This window comes from Pseudomonas sp. NY15181 (assembly GCF_048068055.1).
Taxonomy (GTDB): domain Bacteria; phylum Pseudomonadota; class Gammaproteobacteria; order Pseudomonadales; family Pseudomonadaceae; genus Pseudomonas.
In genome coordinates this window covers 1116946-1135086 of the sequence record NZ_JBLUPT010000001.1, presented here as the reverse complement: position 1 = coordinate 1135086, position 18141 = coordinate 1116946, and the positions used below count along the sequence as shown (strand labels likewise).

At 65.3% G+C, this 18141-nt stretch carries 12 protein-coding genes and 1 other RNA gene; 5 read left to right on the top strand and 8 right to left on the bottom strand.

What is annotated here, in order from left to right:
- Positions 1-36 precede the first annotated feature (36 nt).
- Complete coding sequence (dnaX, locus tag ACNFBT_RS05195; protein ID WP_416747045.1) at positions 37-2166, bottom strand: DNA polymerase III subunit gamma/tau; 2130 nt, start codon at positions 2164-2166, stop codon at positions 37-39.
- A gap of 153 nt (positions 2167-2319) precedes the next feature.
- On the opposite strand from dnaX, the gene ACNFBT_RS05190 reads away from it, so the two are divergent.
- Positions 2320-3042, top strand: coding sequence for a substrate-binding periplasmic protein (locus ACNFBT_RS05190; protein WP_416747043.1), 723 nt, complete (start codon positions 2320-2322; stop codon positions 3040-3042).
- A 113-nt stretch (positions 3043-3155) separates the two neighbouring features.
- Here the strand turns inward: ACNFBT_RS05190 and ffs are convergent.
- Positions 3156-3252: signal recognition particle sRNA small type (gene ffs, locus ACNFBT_RS05185), an RNA gene on the bottom strand.
- A gap of 231 nt (positions 3253-3483) precedes the next feature.
- On the opposite strand from ffs, the gene ACNFBT_RS05180 reads away from it, so the two are divergent.
- Positions 3484-3852 carry a hypothetical protein gene (locus tag ACNFBT_RS05180; protein ID WP_416747041.1) on the top strand — a complete coding sequence of 123 codons (369 nt, stop codon included), beginning with the start codon at positions 3484-3486 and terminating at the stop codon, positions 3850-3852.
- Between the two features lie 6 nt (positions 3853-3858).
- On the opposite strand, the gene ACNFBT_RS05175 is transcribed toward ACNFBT_RS05180, so the two are convergent.
- From ACNFBT_RS05175 to ACNFBT_RS05150, 6 genes are all read right to left on the bottom strand, one after another.
- Positions 3859-4236: a hypothetical protein gene (locus ACNFBT_RS05175; protein WP_416747039.1), complete on the bottom strand. Its 378-nt coding sequence runs from the start codon at positions 4234-4236 to the stop codon at positions 3859-3861.
- Positions 4237-4291: 55 nt separating this feature from the next.
- Positions 4292-4594 (bottom strand): HU family DNA-binding protein, encoded by a 303-nt coding sequence (locus tag ACNFBT_RS05170; RefSeq protein ID WP_416747211.1) that lies wholly within the window; start codon positions 4592-4594, stop codon positions 4292-4294.
- Between the two features lie 29 nt (positions 4595-4623).
- Complete coding sequence (ligA, locus tag ACNFBT_RS05165) at positions 4624-7017, bottom strand: NAD-dependent DNA ligase LigA (protein WP_416747037.1); 2394 nt, start codon at positions 7015-7017, stop codon at positions 4624-4626.
- A gap of 96 nt (positions 7018-7113) precedes the next feature.
- Entirely contained in the window at positions 7114-8007 is an 894-nt protein-coding gene (gene zipA / locus ACNFBT_RS05160) for a cell division protein ZipA (RefSeq protein ID WP_416747035.1), read from the bottom strand.
- A gap of 296 nt (positions 8008-8303) precedes the next feature.
- Positions 8304-11792 carry a chromosome segregation protein SMC gene (gene smc / locus ACNFBT_RS05155; RefSeq protein ID WP_416747033.1) on the bottom strand — a complete coding sequence of 1163 codons (3489 nt, stop codon included), beginning with the start codon at positions 11790-11792 and terminating at the stop codon, positions 8304-8306.
- An 18-nt stretch (positions 11793-11810) separates the two neighbouring features.
- Positions 11811-12470, bottom strand: coding sequence for a GntR family transcriptional regulator (locus ACNFBT_RS05150; RefSeq protein WP_416747032.1), 660 nt, complete (start codon positions 12468-12470; stop codon positions 11811-11813).
- 185 nt (positions 12471-12655) lie between these two features.
- Here ACNFBT_RS05150 and ACNFBT_RS05145 point away from each other — a divergent pair, with 185 nt between their 5' ends.
- The 3 genes from ACNFBT_RS05145 to xdhB all read left to right on the top strand — a co-directional run bounded on the left by ACNFBT_RS05145 (position 12656) and on the right by xdhB (position 18006).
- Positions 12656-13789 (top strand): alkane 1-monooxygenase, encoded by a 1134-nt coding sequence (locus ACNFBT_RS05145; protein WP_416747030.1) that lies wholly within the window; start codon positions 12656-12658, stop codon positions 13787-13789.
- 370 nt (positions 13790-14159) lie between these two features.
- A complete protein-coding gene (gene xdhA, locus ACNFBT_RS05140) occupies positions 14160-15623 on the top strand; it encodes a xanthine dehydrogenase small subunit (protein WP_416747028.1) in 1464 nt (487 codons plus the stop codon).
- Positions 15616-18006 (top strand): xanthine dehydrogenase molybdopterin binding subunit, encoded by a 2391-nt coding sequence (gene xdhB / locus ACNFBT_RS05135; protein ID WP_416747027.1) that lies wholly within the window; start codon positions 15616-15618, stop codon positions 18004-18006. Before xdhA ends, xdhB begins: the two co-directional genes overlap by 8 nt.
- Positions 18007-18141 lie beyond the last annotated feature (135 nt).

Genomic DNA, 18141 nt, shown 5'->3' with positions numbered 1-18141 from the left:
GAGTTCCTCGATTCGTTCAGTCGTCGGCGCAGGCGGTCAAGCCTTCGCCTCCAGGGGTTCGATGGTACCGTCGCGGACGACCGCGGCGAACTGTTGTTTCATCTGCAGCACGTAGGGGTCGGCGGCGATGGATGCCTCGGCCTGGCGCTGACGCTCGGCGCGCTTGCGCGCGGCGGCCTGGGCCGGGGTTTCCTGCTCGGGCTTCTGCAGGGTCACCTGCAGGGTCAGGGTACGGCCGTGGAACTGGTTCAGCGCATCGTTCAGGCGACGCTGCTGGTTGGGGTTGAACAGCGCGCTCTGCCCCGGGTCCAGGTGCAGGTGCCAGTTGTCGCCGTCCACCGCCACCAGGGTGCAGTTGGCGCCGATGCTGGCGGTCATGCCGGCCAGGCCCAGGCGCGGGAACAGCTCCAGCCACTCGGCGGCGAGACCGGTCGCAGGCATGGCAGCGGGCTCGGGTTCCGGCTCGACGGCCTCCTGCTGCGCTTCGCTCTCCAGGTAGCCGTAGGACTCCATGTCGACTTCGTAGTAGTCCTCGGCGGGCGGCGGCTCGTCGTCGCGATCGTCATCTTCGGCCGTGGCCTCGGCCACGACTGGAGCGGGCGCTTCAACCGGCGCCGGAGCAGGCGCAGCCGCAGCAGGTGCAGGTGCAGGTGCAGGTGCAGGTGCAGCAGGCTCGACTGGCGCGGGAGCGACGGCAACCGGCGCGGCGGGCTCGTCCCACGGCAGGTCGACCGGCGCCTCGGCAACGGGCGGTTCCGGCTCGACGGCGGGCGCAACAGGCTCGGCCACGACGGCCACTTCCGGCAGGGGTTCGACCGGAACAGGAGCCGATTCGACCACCGGCGCAGGAGCAGCAACAGGCTCAGCCTCCACGACCGGAGCCGGAGCCGCTTGTGGCTGAAGCACGGCGGCAGCCGGCGCGACCTCGGCTACCGGAGCAGCAGGCGCGGCAACGGGCGGCGGAGCAATGGATGCAACCGGCGCCGCAACGGCGGCGCCGGCCACTGGGTTCGGGTTGGAATCAGCCGTGGCCTTGCTGATCCCCAGGTCCTTTAGTGGGGACCTCGGTGCGCCCTCGGCATCGGCCGGGCGGAAGGCCAGCATACGCAGCAGCACCATCTCGAAGCCGCCACGGGGGTCGGGCGCCAGCGGCAGGTCGCGTCGGCCGATCAGGCCCATCTGGTAGTAGAACTGCACGTCCTCGGCGGGCAATGCCTGGGCCAGCGCCAACACGCGGTCGCGGTCGCCCTGGCCATTGTCCACCGCCTCGGGCAGCGCCTGGGCGATGGCCACGCGGTGCAGCACGTTGAGCATTTCAGCCAGCACGCCGCCCCAGTCCGGGCCTTGCTCGGCCAGGTGGCGCACCGCTTCGAGCAGCGCGCGGGCATCGCCTTCAAGCAAGGCATGGAGCACGCCGTAGACCTGGCCATGATCCAGGGTACCGAGCATGGCGCGCACGTCGGCGGCCAGCACCTTGCCCTCGCCGAAGGCGATGGCCTGGTCGGTGAGGCTCATGGCATCGCGCATGGAGCCGTCGGCGGCGCGGCCGAGCAGCCACAGGGCATCTTCCTCGAAGGGAACGTTCTCGGCGCCCAGCACGTGGGTCAGGTGCTCCACCACCCGCTCCGGCGGCATGTTCTTCAGGGAGAACTGCAGGCAGCGCGAGAGAATGGTGACCGGCAGCTTCTGCGGGTCGGTGGTGGCGAGCAGGAACTTCACGTGGGGCGGCGGCTCCTCCAGGGTCTTCAACAGGGCGTTGAAGCTGTGGCTGGAGAGCATGTGCACTTCGTCGATCAGGTAGACCTTGTAGCGCCCACGGGTCGGCGAGTACTGCACGTTATCGAGCAGCTCGCGGGTGTCCTCGACCTTGGTGCGGCTCGCGGCGTCGACTTCGATCAAGTCGACGAAGCGACCTTCATCGATCTCGCGGCAGACCGAGCACTGCCCGCACGGAGTCGAGCTGACGCCGGTCTCGCAATTCAGGCACTTGGCCAGAATGCGCGCGATGGTGGTCTTGCCCACGCCACGGGTACCGGTGAACAGGTAGGCGTGGTGCAGGCGCTGGTTGTCCAGCGCGTTGATCAAGGCCTTGAGCACATGGGTCTGGCCGACCATTTCGCGGAACGAACGCGGACGCCATTTGCGGGCAAGAACCTGATAACTCATTGATATCCATCGCGACAGGTAAGCAGAAGTGGGCTAATCCTAGCGAAGCGGACCGTAAATTGCACCCGATGTCCGTTCTGGCCGTTGGTACATCTTGGCAACTCCCGATCCGTACAGGCATTGTGTCGCCACCACGCCGCCATCGGAGTCTAGATGCGCCTGCTCGCCATTGCCCTGCTGTTCAGCTCTGCCGCCGCCCTTGCCGAGGAACGCCCCCTGCGCTTCTCGGTGGTCGACAGCTGGGCGATGCCCCTGGCACGAATCGAAGACGGCAAGCTGACCGGCGGCATTCTCCTCGAACTGTTCACCGAGATCGCCCACCAGGTACACCGGGAGCCGGTCTTTCATATCCTGCCCCGCGCCCGCGTGGAACAGGCATTGCTCAGTCATACGGTGGACGTGCGCTGCTACGTAGCGCCGGCCTGGACCGAGCACGACTTTCACGATTACCGCTGGAGCGTACCGCTGATGACCCAGCGCGACCTGCTGGTCAGCCGTGCCGGCCTCAAGGGCGACCTGCAGAGCCTGTCCGGCCAGGCCATCGGTACCGTGCTCGGCTACCACTACCCGCGTTTGCAGCCGGTGCTGGACAGTGGCCGGGCGACCCGCGACGAAGCGCGCAACCAGGAGCTGGTCCTGAAAAAGCTGCAAATTGGCCGTTACCCGTACGCAATCAGCAGCGAAATCGCCCTGGACTGGTTCAACCGTTCCTTACCCCAGGATCAGCGCCTGACACCCGCCAGCATCATCGAGGAAACCCCTCTGTCATGCCTGGTGCTGGACAGCCCGGAAGAACCCGCCGACGAAGTCCTTTCGGCGCTGGCGGCATTGAAGGCTTCCGGGGAGATCGAACGGATCCTCAGTCACTATCGGTGAGATGACCAAGCCGTTGAGGTGACGAGACGCTGAAAGGATGCGGCGCTGCACAATGGCCAGTGCTCGACGCCCGGGACGACGGAGCGATTTTCCTGACCCTGAAATGGAGGCGGCCCCGCCAGCCACACCCCGGCACACAATGTCCCCGCCTTGGCTGCTTCCTTCCGGACCTGACCAGGTAAGCGAGTAATCGTTGCGGGGGGACCGACAGGGCCACCATCGCGAATCTCGCCAGATCAGCGAGCCGCGCCATTGTAGCGGCTTGTTCGCAAGTTACAAGCACTTCAAGCACTTAGGTGCATCCGTCAGGCAATTCCTGATGCGATTCACGAATCGACGCAATAAATCGAAGAATTGCCCTACAAAAATCTCCACCAGCGCCGAAGCTTCGGAAACGGCGCGCCCTTCCGTGGCGGCCATTACCGAGCGAGGAATGCCGACATGCCGATTGCCCTGCGATGCACCACCCTACTGGCCGCGCTATTCAGCAGTCAGCTCATGGCCGCCGGCGGCGTGGTCCAGTTCACTGGCGCCGTTGTCGAAGACGGCTGCCAATTCCAGCTGACGGACGCGACCGCCAGCAGCGCCCAGGTCCAGGTGCGCCACTGCAACCAGGCAATGTTCCTGCAACTGAACGAGCCGAGGGGCGCACTGCCCAGCAAGCACTACCAGCTGACGGACACCAAAGGGCATGCGCTGGGTCCGGGAGTCACGGCCACCGGCGGTACCGACAGCGTCATCCGCGCCATGACGGCAAACGCCGCTGTCAGCGCCGAACGAAACGTGGTGCTGGTAGCCGAGTACCTGTAGCAGGCGTTACTGCGCCTGAATCAGCCCTTCGGGCCGAGGCTGGGTGGAGACTTCCAGGTTCGGCCCGATGAACAGGTCCATCTTGCTGTAGCCCGGGCGGGTACTGAAGGTAGAGTAGCGCTCCGCGCCCTCGTGAAACTGGAAAGCCACGCGGTATTCGCCCGTGCGCCACAGCCGCAGCGGGAATACACGCGCTTCGCCAGGCTTGATCTCACCAGCGAGCGTTTCCTCACCGTTTTCCTTGAAGCTGTAGCTCATCGACGCCCCGCCCTGCCCTTCGTAATGCAGGACGATCTGCGGGCGCTCGGTCCAGGCCACGTAGCCCCCGAACATCAGCACCAGCGCCGCCACGCCGAGCAGGCGCTGCTTTCTTGCCTTGTCCATCTTGCACTCCGTAAACGGACGGCCCGCCCCGTTTTGCGTGGGGCGGGCCTGCCGATCAGTTCAGGCTGTCGACCAGGGCCTTGGCCGGCACCAGGCGCACAGCCTTCTTCGCGGCGATCTCGATGGTCTTGCCGGTCTGCGGGTTACGGCCGGTGCGGGCGGCGCGCTCGCTGACCTTGAGCTTGCCGATCCCCGGCAGGGTCAGTTCGCCGTCGTTCTCCAGGGCGTCCTGGGCGATCTGCGCCAGCTGCTCGAACACGCCACGCACGGCGGCCTGGGTCAGGTCGAGGGATTCGGCGATGTCGCGAACCAGTTGGTCCTTGGTCATGGGCATGGAATAACTCCTTGATGCATTGATCTTGATTCTTTGATCGGAAGAAAGGCGTGTCAGGCGCCGAGGCCGTGGTCGGCCAGCAGCTTGACCAGCTGCTCTTCGTCCATCACGGCGACGCCAAGTTCCTGGGCCTTAGCCAACTTTGAACCCGCTCCCGGTCCGGCGACCACGCAATGGGTCTTGGCCGAGACCGAGCCGGCCACCTTGGCGCCCAGGCTTTCGAGCTTTTCCTTGGCGACGTCGCGGCTCATCGCCTCCAGGGTGCCGGTAAGCACCCAGGTCTGGCCGGCCAGCGGCAGGCCTTCGACCACCTTGCGCTCGCTGTGCCAGTGCATGCCGAATTCCAGCAGCTGCGCTTCGACGGCCCTGGCGCGCTCCACGCGAGCGACGTCGGCGAAGTATTCGCGCACGGACTGCTTGGCCTTCTCGTTCACCCCCTTGAGGGTGCTGAGGTCCAACCAGTCCTGGCTGAGGCTGATCAGCGCATCGAGGCTGCCGGTCTTGTCGGCCAGCTTCTCGGCGCCAGTGGCGGCGATGAAGGGGATGTTCAGCTTGTCGATGAACCCGGCCAGGGTCGCGCAGGCGGCGAACTCGGCGGAAACCTCGCCCTCCTCCTGCAACTGGATGCCGTGGTCCGGATCGAGCAGCTCGGCGATGACGGTACGGTTGTGCTCGTCATCGAAGAAATTGTGGATCTCGTAGGCCACTTCCGCACCCACGTCCGGCAGGTAGGTCAGCACCTCCGGCAGCGCCTTCTGGATGCGCGCCAGGGAGCCCAGGGAGCGGGCCAGCAGCTTGGCGGTCTCCTCACCCACGTCCGGGATACCCAGGGCGAAGACGAAGCGCGCCAAGCTCGGCTTGCGGCTCTCGGCAATGGAGCCCAGCAGGTTGCGCGTGGAGACTTCGGCGAAGCCTTCCAGCTCGATGACCTGCTCATAGGTGAGCGTGTAGAGGTCGGCCGGCGACTTCACCAGTCCCTTGTCCACCAGTTGCTCGACGATCTTGTCGCCGAGGCCATCGATGTCCATGGCGCGACGCGACACGAAGTGGATGATCGCCTGCTTGAGCTGCGCCTGGCAGAACAGCCGGCCGACGCAACGGTAGATGGCGCCTTCGCTGACCGACTCCTTGCCCTTGCTGCGCTTGACCAGCTGGGTCCGCTCGACCTGCGAGCCGCACACCGGGCAATGGGTGGGAATCTCCACCGGGCGCGCATCCGCCGGGCGGCGCTCGGTGACCACTTGCATGACTTGCGGGATCACGTCGCCGGCGCGGCGGATGATTACGGTGTCGCCGATCATCAGCCCCAGGCGGGCCACTTCATCCATGTTGTGCAGGGTGGCGTTGGACACGGTCACGCCAGCCACCTGCACCGGCTTCAGGCGTGCCACGGGTGTCACGGCACCGGTACGGCCGACCTGGAATTCCACGTCCAGCAGTTCGGTCAGCTCTTCGCGCGCCGGGAACTTGTGGGCAATGGCCCAGCGCGGCTCGCGGGCACGGAAGCCCAGTTCGCGCTGGAAGTCGATGCGGTTGACCTTGAACACCACGCCGTCGATCTCGTAGGCGAGGCTGTCGCGGCGGTTGCCGATGTCTTCGTAATAGGCGCGGCAGCCCTCGACGCCCCTGGCCAGCTTCAGCTCGCGGCTGATCGGGATGCCCCAGCCCTTCAGGGCCTCAAGGATATCGACCTGGGTACCGGGCAGCGCGCCACCCTCGACGCGGCCAAAGCCGTAGCAGCAGAACTCCAGCGGACGGCTGGCGGTGATTTTCGAGTCCAGCTGGCGCAGGCTGCCGGCCGCGGCGTTGCGGGGGTTGGCGAAGGTCTTGCCGCCGGCTTCCATCTGCCGCTCGTTGAGCGCGTCGAAACCGGCCTTGGACATGAAGACCTCGCCGCGCACTTCCAGCACCGCAGGCCAACCTTCGCCCTGCAGGCGCAGCGGCACGTTGCGGATGGTACGCACGTTGACACTGATGTCTTCGCCGGTGGTGCCGTCGCCACGGGTGGCACCACGGGTGAGCAAGCCGTTTTCGTACAACAGGCTGACTGCCAGGCCATCGAGCTTGGGCTCGCAGCTGTACTCCACCTCGGCGCCGCCGCCGAACAGGTCGGAGGACGGCAGCTGGTCGGCCAGGCCTTCGCGAACGCGGCGGTCGAAGTCGTTCAGATCCTGTTCTTCGAAGGCGTTGCCCAGGCTTAGCATCGGCACCTCGTGGCGTACCTCGCCGAAGGCCGAAGCCGCCGCCCCGCCGACACGCTGGGTCGGCGACTCGGGGGTGATCAGCTCGGGATGCTCGACTTCCAGCGCCTTCAGCTCGCGGAACAGGCGGTCGTACTCGGCGTCCGGCACGCAGGGCTCGTCGAGCACGTAGTAGCGGTAGTTGTGGTCGTCGAGCTCGCTGCGCAGCTGGGCGATGCGTTCGGCAGCGGTCTGGGAATCGGTCATGCGGGAATCTCGGGCGGCTTTTTCTGCTTGAGGGTTGCGGCTAGAAACGCAAAGCCCCAAGGGTCGCTTGGGGCTTCTGTGCAGCGTGCGGAAAGCTTAGCGCTTCTGGGTCAGGGCGCGTCGCTCGAAATCGATGATGCGCTGACGGTAGTGCTCGATGGTCTGAGCGGTCATCACGCTGCGCTGCTCGTCCTTCAACTCGCCGTTGAGCTCCTGGGCCAGCTTGCGGGCGGCGGCGATCATCACGTCGAACGCCTGCTTGGGATGGCGCGGGCCCGGCAGGCCGAGGAAGAAGCTCACGGCGCGGGTGCTGAACTGGTCGATGTTGTCCAGATCGAAGGTGCCCGGCTTGACCGCGTTGGCCATGGAGAACAGCACTTCGCCGTTACCGGCCATGCTCTCGTGGCGGTGGAAGATGTCCATCTCGCCGTAGCGCAGGCCGCTTTCCAGGATGTTCTGCAGCAGCGCCGGGCCCTTGAAGCCGTTCTCGTCGCGGCTGATGACGTTGATGATCAGCACTTCCTCGACCGGAGCGAGAGGCGCGGAGGAAGCGGCGGCGGCCGGAGCGGCGGCGCGCTCCTTGTCCTTCTTGCGCTCCTTCCTGGGCTTTTCCTTCTCCTGCGGGGCTTCGTCCAGCGGATTGGGGAAGTCTTCCTCATCCAGCGGGCCGAGCAGGTTCGGCGCGGGGTCGTCCAGGTTCAGGTCGCCCTGGCGCGGTTCGCCACGACGCTTGCCACGGGAGTCCTTGGCGCTGACCTTGGGCAGGTCTTCCTCGTCCAGTGCAGGCTCGCGGTGCTCGACCACGCGGGATGGCCCGAGCAGTTCGGGGTTGCTTTCATCCCCATCGTCGGGCTGGTTGGCGAAGTGGCGATCCAGTTTGAAGCGCAACTTGCCCTTGCCACCCCGCATACGACGCCAGCCGTCGAACAGAATGCCGGCGATCACGATAAGCCCAATGACGATCAGCCATTCGCGCAGACCGATATCCATCTAATCCCGTAGCCCCTGAACAAAAAATGATGATGAAAAAAAGGACATCCTATCCCTTGAAAACGTGGAGCCAACTTCATGTTCTGAATGATGTTTTCCACGCGATACAAAAGTGGGCGTTAAGCTAACACGCTCGCACGCAACTTTACACTGCTTGTGGCGACACTCCGCCTGGTCTTTGCAACTTTTCGCAGCCTATCGCGAGTTCGTCCGTGTCGCGATGGCTACCTCAATATAATCAATGCCTTACAAGCGTAGCGTAGTATCCGGAAAGCGCCTTGCAAGTTGTATCCAAATCAGGCTTCGGCCAGCGCCACCGCCTCCTCGACATCCACCGCCACCAGTCGCGAACATCCCGGCTCGTGCATCGTCACACCCATGAGTTGATCGGCCATCTCCATGGCGATCTTGTTGTGGGTGATATAGATGAACTGCACTTTCTCCGACATCTCCTTCACCAGCCGCGCATAACGGCCGACGTTGGCATCGTCCAGCGGCGCGTCGACTTCGTCGAGCATGCAGAACGGTGCCGGGTTCAGCTGGAAGATCGCAAATACCAGCGCCAGAGCGGTCAGGGCCTTCTCGCCACCGGACAGCAGGTGGATGGTACTGTTCTTCTTGCCCGGTGGGCGCGCCATGATTGCCACCCCGGTATCGAGTAGATCCTCGCCGGTAAGTTCCAGATAGGCGTGACCACCGCCGAAAACCTTGGGGAACAATGCCTGAAGGCCAGCATTGATCTGGTCGAAGGTTTCCTTGAAGCGGTTGCGGGTTTCCTTGTCGATCTTGCGGATCACGTTTTCCAGGGTATCCAGCGCCTCCACCAGGTCGTCGTTCTGGTCGTCCAGGTAGCGTTTGCGCTCGGATTGCTGCTGGTATTCCTCGATCGCCGCGAGGTTGATCGGCCCCAGGCGGCCAATGCGCGCGGCCAGTTCTTCCAGGCGGGTTTCCCAGACCTTCTCGGCGGCATCGTGGGGCAAGGTCGCCAGCACACCATGCAGGTCGTAGCCGTCTTCATGAAGCTGCTCCTGCAGCGACTTGCGCCGCACGCTGAGGGCCTGCCACTCCATGCGCTGCTGCTCCAGCTGGCCACGCAGCAGCTGCGACTGCTGCTCGGCCTGGGTGCGGCGCTTTTCGGCGTCGCGTAGCTGGCGGTCGGCGTCTTCCAGCGCCAGGCGCGCGTGCTTGAGCTCGTCCTCCACCGCCATGCGCCGGTCGAGCAGTTCTTCCAGGCGCATGCGCAGCTCTTCCAGGGGCGCGGCGCCCTCCTCCAGGTTGAGGTTGAGCTGCTCGCAACGCTCGACCAGACGCACCGCCTGGCTGTCCAGGCGCTCCAGCGCCTGGCGGGTGGATTCGTGCTGGGCGCGCAGGGAGCCGACGCGCACGGCCAGCTGATGGGCGTGATCCTTGTGCTGGCGGGATTCCTGGCGAATGCGGTCGAGCTTCTCGCGCATGCCGTCGCGCTCCGCCAGCAGCGACTCACGGCGCTCGGTGTCCACCGCCATCGCATCCAGCGCCTCCTGCAGGCTCAGGCGTGCCTCGCCCAGCTGCTCCTGCTCGATGGCGTGCTGCTCGGCCAGTTCGGCCAGTTCTTCGTCGAGGCGGCGACGGCGCAGGGTCAACTGTTCGACCTTGGCCTGCTGCGCCGACAGCTGCGCCTTCAGTTCGCCCTGGCGGCGGCCCTCGTCCTGCAGACGGCGGCGCACCTGGTCGCGACCTTCCTCGGCCTGACGCTGTTCGTCGCGCAGGCGTACCAGCTGTTCTTCGATTTCTGCCAGACGCTGCTCCAGCGTCTCGCGCTCGACGTACAGGCGCTCCAGCTCCTGGCAACGCGCCAGCACGCCGCCATCGGCGGATTCGCCACGGCGCACGCGGAGGAAATTCCGCCCGACCCAGTAGCCGTCGCGGCTGATCAGGCTTTCGCCGTCGCCCAGCGAGGTGCGCCGGGCTAGCGCCTGGTCGAGGTTCTCGACCGGGCGGACGCGGCCCAGCCAGTAGCTCAGGTCGACGTTGGTCTCGACCTTGTCCAGCAGGCTGCCGGGACGGGACACGGCGCCAGCGGCCAGATCGAGCAGGCGCAGCTCGCCCTTTTCCAACGCGTCGAACGGCAGCCCTTTCACATCGTCCAACAGCACGCCGTGCAGGTCGGCGCCGAGCACGGTTTCCACCGCCAGCTCCCAGCCCGGCTGCACACGCAGGCCTTCGGCGAGACGCGGGCGTTGCTCCAACCCTTGGTTTCGCAGCCATTGCGCAGTGCCGTCGCCCGGATCGAGTGCGGCCTGCTGCAGGGCTTCCAGCGAGGCGATGCGACCGTTCAGGCGCTGCAATTCGCCCTGCGCCTGGTGCTGCGCGGCGGTGCTTTCCTGCAGGGACTGGCGCACGCGCTCCAGGCGCTCGGCCAGCTCCTGTTCTTCGATCTGCGACTCTTCCAGCAGCAGCTCGATGGCGGCGACCTGCTCGCCGAGCTCGAGAATCGCGGCATCTTCAGGATCGGCGGCCAGTTGCGCACGCTCGTCGTTCAGGCGGCGCTGGCGTTCGCCCTGGCGCTCCAGGCTCTGCTCCAAGTGCTGGATGCGCGACTGCTGCACTTCCGCTTCGCGGCGCGGCTCGGCGCTCTGCTGGTTGAAGGCATCCCAGCGCTGCTGCCAGTCCTGCATACGCTGCTCGGCGTCTTCCAGGCCGACAGTCGCCTCTTCGGCGGCGGCGGCGCTGATTTCCTGTTCCGGAGCCAGGCGCTCCAGCTCCTCGACCAGCGTGGACAGCAGGGTGCGGTCGTGGCCCAGGTGGGATTCGGTTTCCTGGCGGGATTTCTCCGCCTCGCGCAGGTCGTCCTGCAACTGGCGCAGGCGCTGCTGGCCGTGCTGGATGCTCTGCTCGACGCGGGCGATGTCGCCGCCCACGGAGTAGAAGCGGCCCTGCACCTGGTTGAAACTTTCCGACAGCTCGTGGTGGCCGTCGCGCAGGCGCTCGATGCTGGCGTCGGCACTGCGCTGCTCGGCCACCAAGGCCTCGAAGGCCACTTCCTGGTCGCCGATCACCCGCTCCTTCTGCCCGACCTGCTCGTTCAGGTCGCGCCAGCGCAGCGCGCCGAGCTGGGCCTTGAGCGTGCGTTCCTCGGACTTGAATTCCTGGTACTTCTCCGCCGACTGGGCCTGGCGGTGCAGGCGTTCGAGCTGGCGTTCCAGCTCTTCGCGCAGGTCGGTGAGGCGCGCGAGGTTTTCCTGAGTGCGGCGGATGCGGTTCTCGGTCTCGCGGCGGCGCTCCTTGTACTTGGAGATGCCGGCGGCTTCCTCGATGAAGTTGCGCAGGTCCTCGGGTTTCGCCTCGATCAGCTTGGAGATCATCCCCTGCTCGATGATCGAGTAGCTGCGCGGCCCCAGGCCGGTGCCGAGGAAGATGTCGGTGATGTCGCGGCGCCGGCACTTGGTGCCGTTGAGGAAGTAGGTGTTCTGGCCGTCGCGGGTGACGCGGCGGCGAATGGAAATCTCGGTGTAGCTGGCGTATTCGCCCAGCAGGGTCTGGTCGGAGTTGTCGAACACCAGTTCGATGGACGCCTGGGTCACCGGCTTGCGGGTGTTGGAACCGTTGAAGATGACGTCGGTCATCGACTCGCCACGGAGGTTCTTCGCCGAACTCTCACCCATTACCCAGCGAACGGCGTCGATGATGTTGGACTTGCCGCAACCGTTGGGGCCGACCACCGCCGCCATGTTGCTCGGGAAACTGACCGTCGTCGGGTCGACGAAGGACTTGAAGCCCGCCAGCTTGATGCACTTGAGCCGCATGCGCCCTCCCCCGGATGCTTATCGTTCGGCCAGCGCGGCCAGGACCAGTTGGCTGTTGCGCCGACTGTAGTCGAGCAGCACCTCGCGGATCGCCGCCTCGTCACGTCCGACCACGGCGCGGAGCAATTGCTCGAAGCTGCCGATGAACTGGCTCATTTCGCCTTTGCGGCGTTCCAGGGCCAGATGATAGGTGCGGCTGATGGCCGGCAGGAGGTTTTCCACGGTTTCCTGCAGGTAGGGGTTGGCAGCAAACGGGAAGGCCGCGCGCATGATGTCGAAGCTGGATTCGACGAAAGCGTTGATGTCGCCGCGCTCCAGGTTGTCGAGCAGGCGCCCCTGGATCGCCATGAAGGGCGCCAGATCGCCTTCCTCGCGCCAGGTCCGAGCCACGCTGCTGGCGAGCATGATGTACAGCTCGGTGACCAGCGAATACAGGCTCTCGACATGCGCAGCAGAAAGCTCGGACACCTGCGCGCCACGGCGCGGCAGGATCACCACCAGATGGCGGCGCTCGAGGATCAGCAGCGCCTCGCGCACCGAGCCACGACTGACGTTGAGGGTCTGGGTGACCTTCTGTTCCTGGATGCGCTCGCGTTCCTTGAGTTCGCCCCGGATGATGCGTTCGGCAAGGTGGTGCGCGATCTGCTCAGCCAGGCTGTCCGGGGCCTTGAACGTCATGGTTGTCCTTAGTGATCGGGGGCGCTTTCGAAGGGGTGGTGCGGCCGCGAAGTGTAACACAGGGTGTTACCGCGCCATCCCCTCCGGCGGATGGACGACAGAACAAAGGTTGGTGCGTCCGGCGGGAAGAACGGGCGCAGGATTGTCTGACAATCCTACACATAAAGACTTTTCGGGAGCCGCCCATGTTCGCCTTCCTTTCCCCCGCCTGGATGCTGCGCCTGAAGAAGGCCGGTTACTGGATCTGGCTGGTGCCGGTCTTCGGCATTCCCGTCAGCTATTGGTGGTCGTATGGCAGCGCCCACCCCAACGCCTGGGCCTGGCTGGTGATCACCGTGGTGTTCGGGGTGATCCCGCTGCTGGACTTCGTGGTCGGCCGCGATCCGGCCAACCCGGACGAAATCGACGAAGTGCCGCCCATGGAGCGCGAGGGCTACTACCGCTTCCTCAGCCTGGCGACGGTGCCGCTGCTGCTAGGCATGCTGGTGTACGGCGGCTGGGTGCTGGCCACTTATGACGCCTGGAACTGGGTCGGCCAGCTGGGCTGGATTCTCTCGGTGGGCACCGTGATGGGCGCCATCGGCATCACCGTGTCCCACGAACTGATCCACAAGGACCCCGAACTGGAGCAGAACGCCGGCGGCCTGCTGCTGGCGGCAGTCTGCTACGCGGGCTTCAAGGTCGAGCATGTGCGCGGCCACCATGTGCATGTTTCCACACCGGAAGACGCCTCGTCGTCGCGCTACGGCCAGAGCCTGTACGCCTTCCTGCCGCACGCCTACAAGCACAACTTCCTCAACGCCTGGAAGCTGGAAACCGAACGCCTCAAGCGCAAGGGCCTGCCGGCGCTGCACTGGCGCAACGAGCTGATCGGGTGGTACGTGATCAGTGCGCTGTTCCTGGCGGGCTTCAGCGTCGCCTTCGGCTGGATCGGCGCGCTGTACTTCATCGGCCAGTCGGTGATGGCCTTCACCCTGCTGGAGATCGTCAACTACGTCGAGCACTACGGCCTGCACCGCCGCCGCCTGGAAACCGGCCGCTACGAGCGGACCACCCACGAGCACTCCTGGAACAGCAACTTCCTGCTGACCAACCTGTTCCTCTTCCACCTGCAGCGGCATTCCGACCACCACGCCAACGCCAAGCGGCGCTACCAGGTGCTGCGCCACTTCGACGAAAGCCCGCAATTGCCCAACGGCTACGCCGGGATGATCGTCCTCGCGCTGTTCCCACCGCTCTGGCGAGCCGTGATGAACCCACGGGTGCGGGCCTACTACGCCGGCGAGGAATACCAGCTGAGCGCCACGCAGCAAGCCTGACCCACGCGTTCCAAGCCTTGGCGGCAAGCCTTTACCCCGGCTTGTCGCCTTTTTTGCTTCTGGCTCTTGGTAGGAGCGAGCTTGCTCGCGAAGCTTCTGTACCTGGGACCGCCCTCACCCCAACCCTCTCCCAGAGGGAGAGGGAGAGGGAGCGCATCGGCATGCCCGACTAGTACCGCGCTCACCGGCAATTTGGGCTGTTCGCGAGCAAGCTCGCTCCTACGAAAAGCCGACCTCCCCACACCACTCATCACCTGCGGAAAAACTTTCTGACCTTTTGGACAGAATTTTTATTGACTCGAAAGTCAGCTTTTCATAGATTCACACTCCAGCGCCCTACCAAAAACAAGAACCAGCCTGGAGGCAAGCCTTGATCAGGTTCCTGCTCAACCGCGAGCTGCGCGTCGAAGACCGCCTCGACCCCAATCTCACCGTGCTCAACTACCTGCGTCAGACCCTGGGCAAGACCGGCACCAAGGAGGGCTGCGCCTCCGGTGACTGCGGCGCCTGCACCGTGGTGGTCGGCGAACTGGTCGGCGAAGACGGCGCCGAGCGTATCCGCTATCGCACCCTCAACTCCTGCCTCACCTTCGTTTCCTCGTTGCACGGCAAGCAGCTGATCAGCGTCGATGACTTGAAGCACCGCGGCGAACTGCACGGCGTGCAGCAGGCGATGGTCGATTGCCACGGCTCCCAGTGCGGTTTCTGCACCCCCGGCTTCGTCATGTCGCTGTTCGCCCTGCAGAAGAACACTGCCGGCGAAACCGCCGAGGAGCGCAAGGCCGAGGCCCACGAAGCGCTGGCCGGCAACCTGTGCCGCTGCACCGGCTACCGCCCGATCCTGGATGCCGCCGAGCAGTCCTGCTGTCAGAAGCAGCCCGATCAGTTCGACGCCGCCCAACCCGAGATCATCGCCCAGCTCAAAGCCATTGCCCCGCAGGAGACCGCCGAGCTCAACAGCGGCGACAAGCGCTGCCTGCTGCCGCTGACCATTGCCGACCTGGCCGACATCTATACCGCCAACCCGCAGGCGCGCCTGCTCGCCGGCGGCACCGACCTGGCCCTGGAAGTCACCCAGTTCCACCGCGAACTGCCGGTGATGATCTACGTCGGCCATGTCGAGGAAATGAAGCGCGTCGAAGTCTTCGACGACCGCATCGAGATCGGCGCCGCCACCCCGCTGACCGACTGCTACGAAGCGCTGTCCCGCGACTACCCGGACTTCGGCGAGCTGCTGCACCGCTTCGCCTCGCTGCAGATCCGCAACCAGGGCACCCTGGGCGGCAACATCGGCAACGCATCCCCCATCGGCGACTCACCGCCGCTGCTGATCGCCCTGGGTGCACGCCTGGTGCTGCGCAAGGGTAGCGAGCGCCGCGAACTGCCGATCGATGAATACTTCATCGACTACAAGGTCACCGCGCGCCAGGAAGGCGAGTTCATCGAACAGGTGATCATCCCGCGCCCGCAGGCCAACCAGGCGTTCCGCGCCTACAAGGTCTCCAAGCGCCTGGACGACGACATCTCCGCCGTCTGCGCGGCGTTCCAGATCACCGTGGAAGACTGCCGGATCACCGCCGTGCGCACCGGCTTCGGCGGCATGGCCGCCATCCCGAAACGCGCCAAGGCCTGTGAAGCCGCCCTGCTCGGCCAGACTTTCAACAGCGCCACCTTCGAACGCGCCGCGCAAGCACTGAGCGAAGACTTCACCCCGCTCACCGACTTCCGTGCGAGCAAGGAATACCGCCTGCTCACCGCACAGAACCTGCTGCGCAAGTGCTTCCTGGAACTGGAAGCTCCCCAGGCCGTAACTCGGGTGACCTCTTATGCATAAGCCACACAAGACCCAGGAAGAACTCGCCGAACTGTTCCGCGCCGACCTCACCACCGGCGTCGGCCGCAGCGTCAAGCACGAGAGCGCGCCCAAGCACGTCAGCGGCGAAGCGCAATACATCGATGACCGCCTGGAATTTCCCAACCAGCTGCACGTCTACGCCCGCATGAGCGACCGCGCCCACGCGCGCATCACCAAGCTGGACGTCAGCCCCTGCTACCAGTTCCCCGGCGTCGCCATCGCCATCACCAAGGACGACGTACCCGGCCAGCTGGACATCGGCCCGGTGGTCGCCGGTGACCCACTGCTGGCGGACGGCAAGGTCGAATACGTCGGCCAGATGGTCATCGCCGTCGCCGCCGACAGCCTGGAAACCGCGCGCAAGGCGGCCATGGCCGCGATCATCGAGTACGAAGACCTGGAGCCGGTGCTCGACGTGGTCGAGGCGCTGCGCAAGAAGCATTTCGTGCTCGACAGCCATCAGCACAAGATCGGCGACTCGGAAGCCAAGCTCGCCACCGCGCCGAACCGCATCCAGGGCACCCTGCACATCGGCGGCCAGGAGCACTTCTACCTGGAGACGCAGATTTCCTCGGTGATGCCCACCGAGGACGGCGGCGTGATCGTCTACACCTCCACGCAGAACCCCACCGAAGTGCAGAAGCTGGTGGCCGAAGTGCTGGGCATCTCCTTCAACAAGGTGGTCATCGACATGCGCCGCATGGGCGGCGGCTTCGGCGGCAAGGAGACCCAGGCTGCCGCCCCGGCCTGCCTGTGCGCCGTGATCGCGCGCCTGACCGGTCGCCCGGCGAAGATGCGCCTGCCGCGCGTCGAAGACATGCAAATGACCGGCAAGCGCCACCCCTTCTACGTCGAGTACGACGTGGGCTTCGAGGACGACGGCCTGCTGCACGGCATCAACATCGAACTGGCCGGCAACTGCGGCTACTCGCCGGATCTCTCCGGCTCCATCGTCGACCGCGCGATGTTCCACTCCGACAACGCCTACTTCCTCGGCAACGCCACGGTGAACGGTCACCGCTGCAAGACCAACACCGCGTCGAACACCGCCTACCGCGGTTTCGGCGGCCCGCAGGGCATGGTCGCCATCGAAGAGATCATGGACGCGGTCGCGCGCCACCTCGGCAAGGACCCGCTGGACGTGCGCAAGCGCAACTACTACGGCAAGGACGAGCGCAACGTCACCCACTACTACCAGCAGGTGGAGCACAACCTGCTGCAGGAGATGACCGAGGAACTGGAAGCCAGCGCCGAGTACGCCAAGCGCCGCGCCGAAATCCGCGAGTTCAACGCCAGCAGCCCGGTACTGAAGAAAGGCCTGTCGCTGACCCCGGTGAAATTCGGCATCAGCTTCACCGCCACCTTCCTCAACCAGGCCGGCGCACTGATCCACATCTACACCGACGGCAGCATCCACCTGAACCACGGCGGCACCGAGATGGGCCAGGGCCTGAACACCAAGGTCGCCCAAGTGGTGGCCGAGGTCTTCCAGGTCGACATCGACCGCGTGCAGATCACCGCGACCAACACCGACAAGGTGCCCAACACCTCACCGACCGCTGCTTCCTCCGGTGCCGACCTGAACGGCAAGGCCGCGCAGAACGCCGCCGAGATCATCAAGCAGCGCCTGGTGGAGTTCGCCGCCAAGCACTGGAAGGTCACCGAGGACGACGTCGAGTTCCGCAACAACCAGGTGCGCGTGCGCGACCTCATCCTGCCGTTCGAGGAGCTGATCCAGCAGGCCTACTTCGGCCAGGTATCGCTCTCCTCCACCGGCTTCTACCGCACGCCGAAGATCTACTACGACCGCAGCCAGGCGCGCGGCCGGCCGTTCTACTACTACGCCTATGGCGTGTCCTGCTCGGAAGTGATCGTCGACACCCTCACTGGCGAGTACAAGATGCTGCGCAGTGACATCCTCCATGACGTCGGCGCCTCGCTGAACCCGGCCATCGACATCGGCCAGGTGGAAGGCGGCTTCGTCCAGGGTATGGGCTGGCTGACCATGGAAGAGCTGGTGTGGAACGCCAAGGGCAAGCTGATGACCAACGGCCCGGCGAGCTACAAGATCCCGGCGGTTGCCGACATGCCCATCGACCTGCGGGTGAAGCTGGTGGAAAACCGCAAGAACCCGGAGCAGACGGTGTTCCACTCCAAGGCCGTCGGCGAGCCGCCGTTCATGCTGGGCATCTCGGTGTTCTGCGCGATCAAGGACGCCGTGGCGAGCCTGGCCGACTACCGCGCCCAGCCGCAGATCGACGCCCCGGCCACCCCCGAGCGCGTACTCTGGGGCGTGGAGCAGATGCGCAAGCTGAAGCTGGCCCAGGCGGAGAAGGCGCAGGCCGCAGTAGAGCCGGCGTGATGTGACCATGGGGCACCGCTGGCAGGGAAAGACGTCCCCAATCCCGTCCTCCACCCTGCCAGCGGCGCCCCACCCTTACACCAAACCCTGTAGGAGCGAGCTTGCTCGCGAACCTTCGAGCCCCGCGCCTTGTTC

Coding starts and splice junctions, on each gene's coding strand:
- ACNFBT_RS05145 (WP_416747030.1), top strand. CDS start 12,656: ATGTTCGCCTTCCTTTCCCCCGCCTGGATGCTGCGCCTGAAGAAGGCC.
- ligA (WP_416747037.1), bottom strand. CDS start 7,017: ATGACCGATTCCCAGACCGCTGCCGAACGCATCGCCCAGCTGCGCAGC.
- ACNFBT_RS05150 (WP_416747032.1), bottom strand. CDS start 12,470: ATGACGTTCAAGGCCCCGGACAGCCTGGCTGAGCAGATCGCGCACCAC.
- smc (WP_416747033.1), bottom strand. CDS start 11,792: ATGCGGCTCAAGTGCATCAAGCTGGCGGGCTTCAAGTCCTTCGTCGAC.
- ACNFBT_RS05190 (WP_416747043.1), top strand. CDS start 2,320: ATGCGCCTGCTCGCCATTGCCCTGCTGTTCAGCTCTGCCGCCGCCCTT.
- ACNFBT_RS05180 (WP_416747041.1), top strand. CDS start 3,484: ATGCCGATTGCCCTGCGATGCACCACCCTACTGGCCGCGCTATTCAGC.
- xdhB (WP_416747027.1), top strand. CDS start 15,616: ATGCATAAGCCACACAAGACCCAGGAAGAACTCGCCGAACTGTTCCGC.
- zipA (WP_416747035.1), bottom strand. CDS start 8,007: ATGGATATCGGTCTGCGCGAATGGCTGATCGTCATTGGGCTTATCGTG.
- ACNFBT_RS05175 (WP_416747039.1), bottom strand. CDS start 4,236: ATGGACAAGGCAAGAAAGCAGCGCCTGCTCGGCGTGGCGGCGCTGGTG.
- dnaX (WP_416747045.1), bottom strand. CDS start 2,166: ATGAGTTATCAGGTTCTTGCCCGCAAATGGCGTCCGCGTTCGTTCCGC.